This window comes from Enterobacter cloacae complex sp. IR53041, assembly GCF_049238285.1.
GTDB lineage: Bacteria > Pseudomonadota > Gammaproteobacteria > Enterobacterales > Enterobacteriaceae > Enterobacter > Enterobacter roggenkampii.
The window spans coordinates 45,722-54,489 of the sequence record NZ_JBMKHB010000030.1; the positions used below are offsets into that span (position 1 = coordinate 45,722).

The following is an 8,768-nucleotide window of genomic DNA, read 5'->3' on the forward strand; positions in this document are numbered from 1 at the left end:
TAAATGCTAAGAGGTAGAAAACCCGATGGCCGGGCATTGTGCCTGATCCATTCGATGAATGAAACGCTGTTTTTTACCTCAATGGCGTAAGTATAGTCAATCTCTGTTTACAAAATCGCCAGAACAGGTTCATTCACCTCAGGATTTACCCTTCTTTGACTTCAGTTTACGAAATCAGTTTCCCGTGCAGGCCAAAATGTCTGGCCCCGTTCCGCCATCTGCAATAATTCGTCACACGGTGTAAACCGTGGGCCATATTGCGAGGCCAGACGTTGCAAAATGGCAACCACTTCACCCGCGCCGAGTGTATCCATGTAGCGGAACGGGCCGCCAAGGAACGGCGGAAAACCAATACCAAATACCGCGCCGATGTCGCCATCGCGTGCGCTCTTGATCACCTGCTCACCAAAGCAGCGCGCCGCTTCATTGAGCATCATCATCACGCAACGTTCAGCGCACTGAACGGCAGACAGTTTTCCCTGACCGGTGGTCGAAATAATCCCATAAACCGAAGGGTCGACCTGTTTCTTGCTTTTACGCCCTTTCGCGCCGTAAAGATAGAAACCGCGTTCATTTTTTCTGCCTTTGCGATCGTCCTTCAAAATTGCAGAAACAATGTTTGCAGGCGGGCTAAAACGATCGCCATAAGCCGCCTCCAGCACAGGTATAATTTTAGTGCCGGTGTCTATTCCCACCTCATCCAAAAGTTGGATTGGGCCAACGGGGAAACCAAACTTTACCAGCGCCTCGTCGACGTGCTCGATCTTCTCGCCTTCCGTCAGCAGCCGCATGGCTTCATTAATATAGGGTGCCAGAATACGGTTGACGTAGAAGCCAGCTTTATCTGCGACCACGATCGGCGTTTTACCCTGCTTCTTCGCAAGTTTGACTACCGTGGCGATGGTTTGCGGACTGGTGGTCGCGTGTGGAATAACTTCCACCAGCGGCATTTTTTCTACCGGGCTAAAGAAGTGCAGCCCGATCACCTGCTCCGGACGCGCGGCTTTCGCCGCGATATCGCCAATCGGTAATGACGACGTGTTAGAGGCAAAAATGGTGTGCGGGGCGCAATGCTGCTCAACGTCTGCCACCATCTGCTGCTTAAGCGCCAGATCTTCAAACACGGCTTCAATCACCAGATCGCGGTGCGCAAAACCGCTGTAATCCGTCGTACCGGAGATCGTCGCCAGGGTTTTATCACGCTCGCTTGCCTTGATATGGCGGCGTTTGACCTTTTGATCAAGGTTCTGCCAGCTGTACTGCAGCGCGTGGTTGATTCCCTTAGGGTTAATGTCTTTGATGCGTACCGGCAATTTGCCTTTGCTGGCGGTAACAAAAGCGATACCGCCGCCCATGAGCCCCCCACCCAGTACGCCAATGGCACGCAGAGGCGCAGGCTCCGCCTTGCTGCCGGGATCTTTTTTGACGTCAGTGCTGGCGAAGAAGATGCTGCGCAATGCCTGTGACTGCGGCGTCATCGCCAGTTCACCAAAGGCTTTGGCCTCCGCGGCATAGCCGCTGCTGCTGCCCTGCGACAGCCCGGTTTCGATCACGTCCAGGATCCGCTTTGCCGCCGGGTAATTGCCTTTGGTTTTTTGTTCGGTCTTTTTGCCCACCATATTGAACAGGAGCGTTCTCCCCAGCGGACCGGCCAGCACGCGCTCGCGAACCGGCAGAGGACGTTTTGCCTGACGCCCTTTCAGCGCAAGCTCAACGGCGGCCTCCAGCAAAATGGACTGCGGCACGACGTCATCGACCAGACCGGCTTTCAGCGCCTGACGGGCACGCAGCTGTTTACCGGTTAAGATCATCTCCAGCGCCGTGCTGACGCCCACCAGCCGCGGCAGACGCTGCGTTCCGCCAGAACCTGGCAGCAGGCCCAGCTGCACTTCCGGCAGGCCCAGAATGGTTTTCGCATCGTCAGTACAGATGCGGCTGTGGCAGGCCAGCGCCAGCTCCAGCCCACCGCCCAGACACGCACCGTGGATCGCTGCGATGACCGGGATTGGGAGACCGTTGATCTCCGACATCACCTGCTGGCCCTGACGCGCCAGCTCTTCGGCTTCCAGCGCGCTTTGCGCCCGGGCAATCATGTTGATATCCGCCCCGGCGATAAAGTTGTCGGGTTTGGCAGAGATAAACACCAGGCCGCGAATGGCTTTGTTCTCGCGGATCTGCTTTAGCATCGCGCGCACCTGAACGCCAAATTCGGCCTTCAGGGTATTCATCTTTTCATCAGGCACATCAATAGTGATAACGGCCACGTTATCGAGGCGAACCATCAGATTAAATGCAGATGGCATATCCATTATTCAGCCTCCAGAACCATTGCTGCGCCAAGGCCGCCCGCCGCACAGGCGGTAACAAGGCCAAACCCACCGCCACGGCGACGGAGTTCATGTAATGTTTGCGTGATCATCCTCGCCCCTGTAGCGGCAAACGGATGACCGTAGGCGATAGAGCCACCCAGCACGTTGAATTTACTCTGATCCACTTCACCCGTGACATGCGCGCGGCCCAGCACATCACGTGCGAAACGCTCGCTTGCCAGCAGCTGGACGTTTGCCAGGGTTTGCGCGGCAAACGCTTCGTGCATATCAATCAGGGTTAAATCAGCCAGCGTCAGTCCCGCGCGATCCAGCGCCAGCGGCGTGGACCATGCCGGACCTAACAGCATGTCCTGCCAGACGTCAATGGCGGTGAAAGCGTAGCTGCGTAAATAGCCCAGGGGAGTAATGCCCAGCTCTTTCGCACGGGATTCGGTCATCAGGATCACGGCGGCAGCCCCGTCCGTCAGCGGCGTACTGTTCGCCGCCGTCACGGTGCCGTGCTTGCGGTCAAACGCCGGGCGCAGTTTGGCGTAATCCGCCAGCGTTGACGTGCCACGAATATTGTTATCTTCCGCAAGCGGTTCGCGATAGGGCGGAATATAGGCGGTCATGACCTCATCGGTCAGCTTGCCTTCCGACCAGGCTTTTGCCGCAAGCTGATGTGAACGATGCGCCAGCGCATCCTGCTGTTCACGAGTAATGCCGTAGGTTTTGGCCATCTGCTCGGCGGTGTCGCCCATGCGCAGGCCGGTGGAATATTCCGCGACGGCAGGGGGAACAGGCATCAGATCGCGCAGACGTAAACGCGAGAAGAGTTTGAGCTTCTGACCCGTCGTGCGGGCTTTGTTGGCATCGACCAGGATACGCGCCAGCTTTTTACTGACCCCAATCGGCAGTACCGAAGAGGAGTCCGCTCCACCCGCTATCCCGGCGCGAATGGTGCCCGCCATCAGGCTTTCGGCGACGTTAGCCACGGCCTGGAAACTGGTTGCGCAGGCGCGGCTGACGCTGTAGGCGTCGGTATGAACATTCATCCCGGTACCGAGGACGATTTCCCGCGCAATGTTGGGGGCTTCGGGCATTTGCACGACCTGGCCGAAGACCAGCTGTTCGATGACCTCCGGCGGAATTTCGCTGCGAGCCAGCATCTCCCCCACTACCATTTTCCCCAGGTCGACGGCCGGTATGCCATGAAACGCCGTTGCCTGACGCGCAAATGGCGTGCGCAATCCACTGACTATGGCAATGCGATCGCCCTGACGGGTAATAAGCGGTAATGCCTGACTCATAACACTCCCCTGTAAAAACATATTCGCAAACACCAAGTGGTCTGACCTGATAATAGTCTTAACCATTTTTTTACATTCAGCCAATCGGGGAAACAAAAAAGTGCGAGCTAAAACACAGAGAAGAAAAAGAAAATGCCCCTGCATGGCAGGGGCATTTGTGCGGTATGTTGCCGGGTGCGCAAGGAAAAGCAAAACGGTAACCCGTAGGTTACCGTTTTTAATGCTTGCGCCCTCTCCCGTGGGAGAGGGGCGGAGTGAGGGCATCAGGCCGCTGAAATTAACGCAGACCCAGCTGGAAAATCAGCGTTTCAGCTTCGCAGGCAAAAACAAAGTCGATATCCAGCTTTACGCCGCCTTCCACTTCGGTAAAGGTCGACTTGATTTCACACGGCTCGGATTCAACATCACGCGCACGCTTGCTCAGCGCGGCCAAGGTCTCTTCCGCTTCGGCGCGGTTGGTGAACACACGGCTGTAAGACGCGGTGCAATCGGAGTTGTCCATGATGGTGCCAACATCCATACAGCAGCAAACCGGGGTTTCATCAGCACTGCATTTACTCATAGCTCAATTTCCTCTGTATTCGCGCAGCGCGCGAGATAAACACGATGCTGATATTTTACGCCCCGGCGCGGGCTCTCTCCAGCCGTTAATGGCGCAAAATCGGATAAGTGACCAATATCACACTAAAAAATGATCTAAAACAAAAACCACCCTTTTGGGTGAGTCGCGATGGTCACAATTTTGCCAACCAGATCTCGTTTCACGAAACATGTTTGAAAATATTAATAAACAAACTTGCAACATTCAGGCTGGTCGGACCTATACTCTGGCCACTGGTCTGATTTGTCTGTCATACCTCAGACCCTACACTTCGCGCTCCTGTTACGGTATGTAACAATTATTGAATAAAAATAACTCAATGAGGTTATGGTCATGAGCCAGAAAACCCTGTTCAACAAGACTGCGCTGGCAGTCGCAGTGGCACTCGTCTCCACTTCCGCATGGTCAGCGGGCTTTCAGTTAAACGAATTTTCTTCCTCTGGCCTTGGCCGCGCGTATTCAGGGGAAGGCGCTATTGCTGATGATGCGGGTAACGCAAGTCGTAACCCCGCATTGATCATGATGTTTGATCGTCCGACCTTCTCTGCCGGTGCGATTTTCGTTGATCCGGGCGTTGATATTACGGGCCGTTCACCTACCGGTGCCAGTCTGAATTCAGATAACATCGCGCCAACGGCGTGGGTGCCAAACATGCATTTCGTGGCGCCTATTAACGACCAGTTTGGTTGGGGTGCCTCCGTGACCTCTAACTACGGTTTAGCGACCGAGTTTGGTGATAACTATGCCGCAGGGGCATTTGGCGGTAAAACCGATCTGGAAACCCTGAACCTAAACCTCAGCGGTGCTTACCGTCTGGATAGCCACTGGAGCTTCGGCGTTGGCTTTGATGCAGTGTATGCCAAAGCGAAAATCGAACGTTACGCGGGCGACCTGGGCAAAGTCGTTGCTGGCTCAGGTGCACTGCCGCCTGCCCTGGCGCGTCAAGTTGCGGGTATCCCAGCAGACACTCAGATCGCTTATCTGAAGGGCGATGAGTGGGGCTTTGGCTGGAACGCCGGTATCCTGTATGAACTTGATAAAAACAACCGTTACGGCTTTACCTACCGTTCCGAAGTTAAAATCGATTTCGATGGCGATTATAAGAGCAGCCTGCCTTCTGCCTATAACCAGATCCTCGGCAACTTCGGCCTGCCGATGGGTACCAACGGTAGTACCACTGGCGGTTCTCTGAGCCTGCACCTGCCGGAAATGTGGGAACTGTCAGGTTATAATAAAGTGGCGCCACAGTGGGCAATTCATTATAGCCTAACCTATACCAGCTGGAGTCAGTTCCAGGAGCTGAAAGCAACCAACAGCAAAGGCGACACGCTCTTCTATAAAGATGAAAGCTTCCGCGACGCTTACCGCATCGCGCTGGGGACAACCTACTATATGGATGATAACTGGACGTTCCGTACCGGTATTGCCTTCGATGACAGCCCGGTTCCTGCCGACAAGCGCTCCATCTCTATTCCGGATCAGGACCGTTTCTGGCTGAGCGCAGGTGCTACTTATGCCTTCAACAAGGATGCCTCAATTGACGCCGGTATCTCTTATATGCACGGTCAAAAAGTTTCCTTCAAAGAAGGCCCGTATGAGTTCTCTTCCGAAGGTAAAGCCTGGCTGTATGGTATGAACTTCAACTACGCGTTCTAATCGCGCAGGAATTGAAAAAGGTGAGCATTGCTCACCTTTTTTATTTACTCCGAATCGATATCTTTTAGTTCGTTCTCGATCGCCTTCGCGTTTGGATTCTCTTCCGGTTTCAGCTTACCGCCGTTAGCAATAAAGTCATGATTCTGGAAGTACGCTTCTCGCACCATAATATACGGGTCAGAAGACTGGCGCAGTAAGCCATCAGAGTCGAGCAGTTGCGCACGGGTTTCAATCCCTTCCACCGTCCATTTACCCACCGACAGCGGCCAGGTCAGCCACGACAGAACCGGATACAGCGTATCAACCATATCGCCGCCGTCATCACGAAGGGTGAAACTACCGTAGAACGGTAATTGCATGTACGGACCGTACCCGACGCCATAATGTCCCATTGTGCTGCCGAAACGGTGCGGCTGCTCACGCTGCAGTTTCGGGTTCGCCATGCCTGCCACGTCAATAAAGCCGCCCATCCCCAGAATGGAGTTCAGGAAGAAGCGGGTAAAGTGCACCATCCCTTGATACGGGTCGCCCTGCAGGAAGTAGTTCACCATTACCGCAGGCTCTTCGAGGTTGCTGGTAAAATTACTTAACCCGTTACGCGCGGGCTGGGGAACATAATCGCGCCATGCTACTGCCACCGGGCGAACCACATACGGGTCCAGCACGTTGTAGTTGAAGTTATACATGGAGCGGTTAAATCCTTCGAGAGGATCGGAGCGTCCCGTTTGCTCCCCGGAGCTGGCGCAGCCCACAAGCATCGTCGCGCCAAGCGCAAGCGCCGACAGCCGAAGTTTCATAAATATCTCCCTGTTCAGTATGGCTATCGTTGATTGCCATCCGTAACGGAGCCGTTGATGCTCCGTCTGTAAACGTGCAAGCGATTGTAACAGCACGTTTACCGATGTCTATGAGCACAATTACGGGCAGTAATCACCGTGACTCTGATCTCAGCATAGCCTGGCTTTTGGAATTCGTTTCGCTGGCAATTTTATAATGTCTTTGAAAGAGATGTATCACCTTTGTTGTCATTGCCGCCAATTTAAGAGCATCCCCACAGGCATCCCGATAAAAGCCGCTACGCTTAACAGAAAGATCAACCTCCGGGAGCAGATATGAAAGAAGTGGGCGAAGAAAAAATTGGCGAGAGCGATGAGGAACTTGAAATTGAAAGCGAGGAGAAAGCGCGTGGCGAGAAAATAGAAATTGATGAAGATCGCCTCCCTTCCCGCGCGATGGCCATCCATGAGCATATACGCCAGGACGGTGAAAAAGAGATGGAGCGCGATGCCATGGCCCTCTTCTGGTCAGCTATCGCCGCAGGGCTCTCAATGGGCGCATCTCTTCTCGCCAAAGGGATATTTCATGTTCAGCTGGAAGGTGTGCCGGGCGGTTTTTTACTCGAGAATCTCGGCTATACCTTCGGCTTTGTGATTGTCATCATGGCCCGCCAGCAGCTGTTTACCGAAAACACGGTGACCGCCGTTCTGCCGGTGATGCAAAACCCTACCCTCGGCAATTTCGGTTTATTGATGCGGCTCTGGAGCGTGGTTCTGCTGGGAAATATCATCGGCACGGGCATCGCGGCCTGGGCGTTCGAATATATGCCGATTTTTGATGAACCTACACGGGATGCATTTGTAAAAATCGGCATGGATGTGATGAAAAACACCCCGATCGAGATGTTCTCGAATGCCATCATCTCCGGCTGGATCATCGCCACGATGGTCTGGATGTTTCCTTCAGCAGGGAGCGCCAAAATTGTCGTGATCATATTGATGACCTGGCTGATTGCGCTGGCTGACACCACGCATATTGTGGTCGGTACCGTAGAAATACTGTATCTGGTCTTTAACGGTACGCTTCACTGGAGCGACTTTTTCTGGCCGTTCGCCCTGCCGACACTAGCAGGAAACATCTGCGGCGGAACGTTTATCTTCGCGCTGTTAAGCCATGCCCAAATCCGTAACGACATGTCGAACAAACGCAAAGCTGAGCTTAAGGCACGGGAAAATGATGATAAATCGACAAAAAAATCGTCCTGAATGGTGACTCTTTGAGCAGTCAGGCGGCGATGCGCTTAACGCATAGTGTAAATAAGGCTATACTCGTGCCGCCTCGTCCCCTTAGTTAAATGGATATAACGAGCCCCTCCTAAGGGCTAGTTGCAGGTTCGATTCCTGCAGGGGACACCATTGAGTCATTTCACAACATTTCAGTTCATTTCTAAAACTCAGTAATACCAAGACTTTCAGCAACTCCCCCTCTTACACAGCTTTCAATTACCTTCATGACATTACAGCACTCTGATGGTATAAGTGATGGTACCCGGTAGTTCGATACCCAGATACCATCAATTACCTCTTGAGGGGTGCCACTTATGGCTATAAACGAGCTTTCACCCAAACAGATCGAGAATGCCAAACCACAAGATACCGATTACGGTAATGCTGTCAACCTGTTGATGACTATTTTAATCTGTAGTCATTCAATCCTTGTAACATCAGGATGATCCTGGTGTCAGTGAAAATACGAAATCAACACGTTGGTATCATTACCCGATGACAGAAAAAATAAAAGCAGGCAAGCTATTTACCGATATGTGCGAAGGCTTACCTGAAAAAAGACTTCGTGGGAAAACATTAATGTATGAGTTCAATCACTCGCATCCATCAGAAGTTGAAAAAAGGGTAATGACTCCAACTTATTGATAGTGTTTTATGTTCAGATAATGCCCAATGACTTTGTCATGCAGCTCCACCGATTTTGAGAACGACAGTGACTTCCTGCCCAGCCTTGACAGATGCTGCCTCAGATTCAGGTTATGCCGCTCAATGCGCTGCGTATATCGCTTGCTGATAACGTGCAGTTCTCCCTTCAGGCGTGATTCATAAA

7 protein-coding genes, 1 tRNA gene and 1 pseudogene are annotated in these 8,768 nt (G+C 52.9%); 4 read left to right on the forward strand and 5 right to left on the reverse strand.

What is annotated here, in order from left to right; all coding sequences use genetic code 11:
* Positions 1–161 precede the first annotated feature (161 nt).
* The 3 genes from fadJ to ACOTXF_RS18875 form a co-directional block, all read right to left on the reverse strand.
* Positions 162–2,309 (reverse strand): fatty acid oxidation complex subunit alpha FadJ, encoded by a 2,148-nt coding sequence (gene fadJ / locus ACOTXF_RS18865; RefSeq protein WP_047747649.1) that lies wholly within the window; start codon positions 2,307–2,309, stop codon positions 162–164.
* The gene (gene fadI / locus ACOTXF_RS18870; RefSeq protein WP_047747650.1) at positions 2,309–3,619 is read right to left on the reverse strand and encodes an acetyl-CoA C-acyltransferase FadI; all 1,311 of its coding nucleotides are present in this window, start codon (positions 3,617–3,619) and stop codon (positions 2,309–2,311) included. The genes fadJ and fadI overlap by 1 nt, the downstream gene beginning before the upstream one ends.
* 277 nt (positions 3,620–3,896) lie before the next feature.
* Complete coding sequence (locus tag ACOTXF_RS18875) at positions 3,897–4,181, reverse strand: YfcZ/YiiS family protein (protein WP_008502617.1); 285 nt, start codon at positions 4,179–4,181, stop codon at positions 3,897–3,899.
* Positions 4,182–4,553: 372 nt separating this feature from the next.
* On the opposite strand from ACOTXF_RS18875, the gene fadL reads away from it, so the two are divergent.
* Positions 4,554–5,876: a long-chain fatty acid transporter FadL gene (gene fadL / locus ACOTXF_RS18880; protein WP_023344609.1), complete on the forward strand. Its 1,323-nt coding sequence runs from the start codon at positions 4,554–4,556 to the stop codon at positions 5,874–5,876.
* 44 nt (positions 5,877–5,920) lie between these two features.
* Here the strand turns inward: fadL and mlaA are convergent, their stop codons facing one another.
* Complete coding sequence (gene mlaA / locus ACOTXF_RS18885) at positions 5,921–6,673, reverse strand: phospholipid-binding lipoprotein MlaA (RefSeq protein WP_008502619.1); 753 nt, start codon at positions 6,671–6,673, stop codon at positions 5,921–5,923.
* A 315-nt stretch (positions 6,674–6,988) separates the two neighbouring features.
* Between mlaA and ACOTXF_RS18890 the strand changes: the two genes are divergently transcribed.
* From ACOTXF_RS18890 to ACOTXF_RS18900, 3 genes and pseudogenes are all read left to right on the forward strand, one after another.
* Complete coding sequence (locus ACOTXF_RS18890) at positions 6,989–7,918, forward strand: formate/nitrite transporter family protein (protein ID WP_008502620.1); 930 nt, start codon at positions 6,989–6,991, stop codon at positions 7,916–7,918.
* Between the two features lie 75 nt (positions 7,919–7,993).
* A tRNA-Arg gene (locus tag ACOTXF_RS18895) sits at positions 7,994–8,068 on the forward strand.
* 366 nt (positions 8,069–8,434) lie between these two features.
* Positions 8,435–8,563 (forward strand): annotated as a pseudogene (locus ACOTXF_RS18900) (maltose acetyltransferase domain-containing protein); the annotation flags it as partial.
* A gap of 14 nt (positions 8,564–8,577) precedes the next feature.
* Here ACOTXF_RS18900 and ACOTXF_RS18905 read toward each other — a convergent pair.
* Positions 8,578–8,768: IS1 family transposase (locus tag ACOTXF_RS18905; protein WP_244348894.1), on the reverse strand; the 191-nt coding region annotated here is incomplete at its 5' end.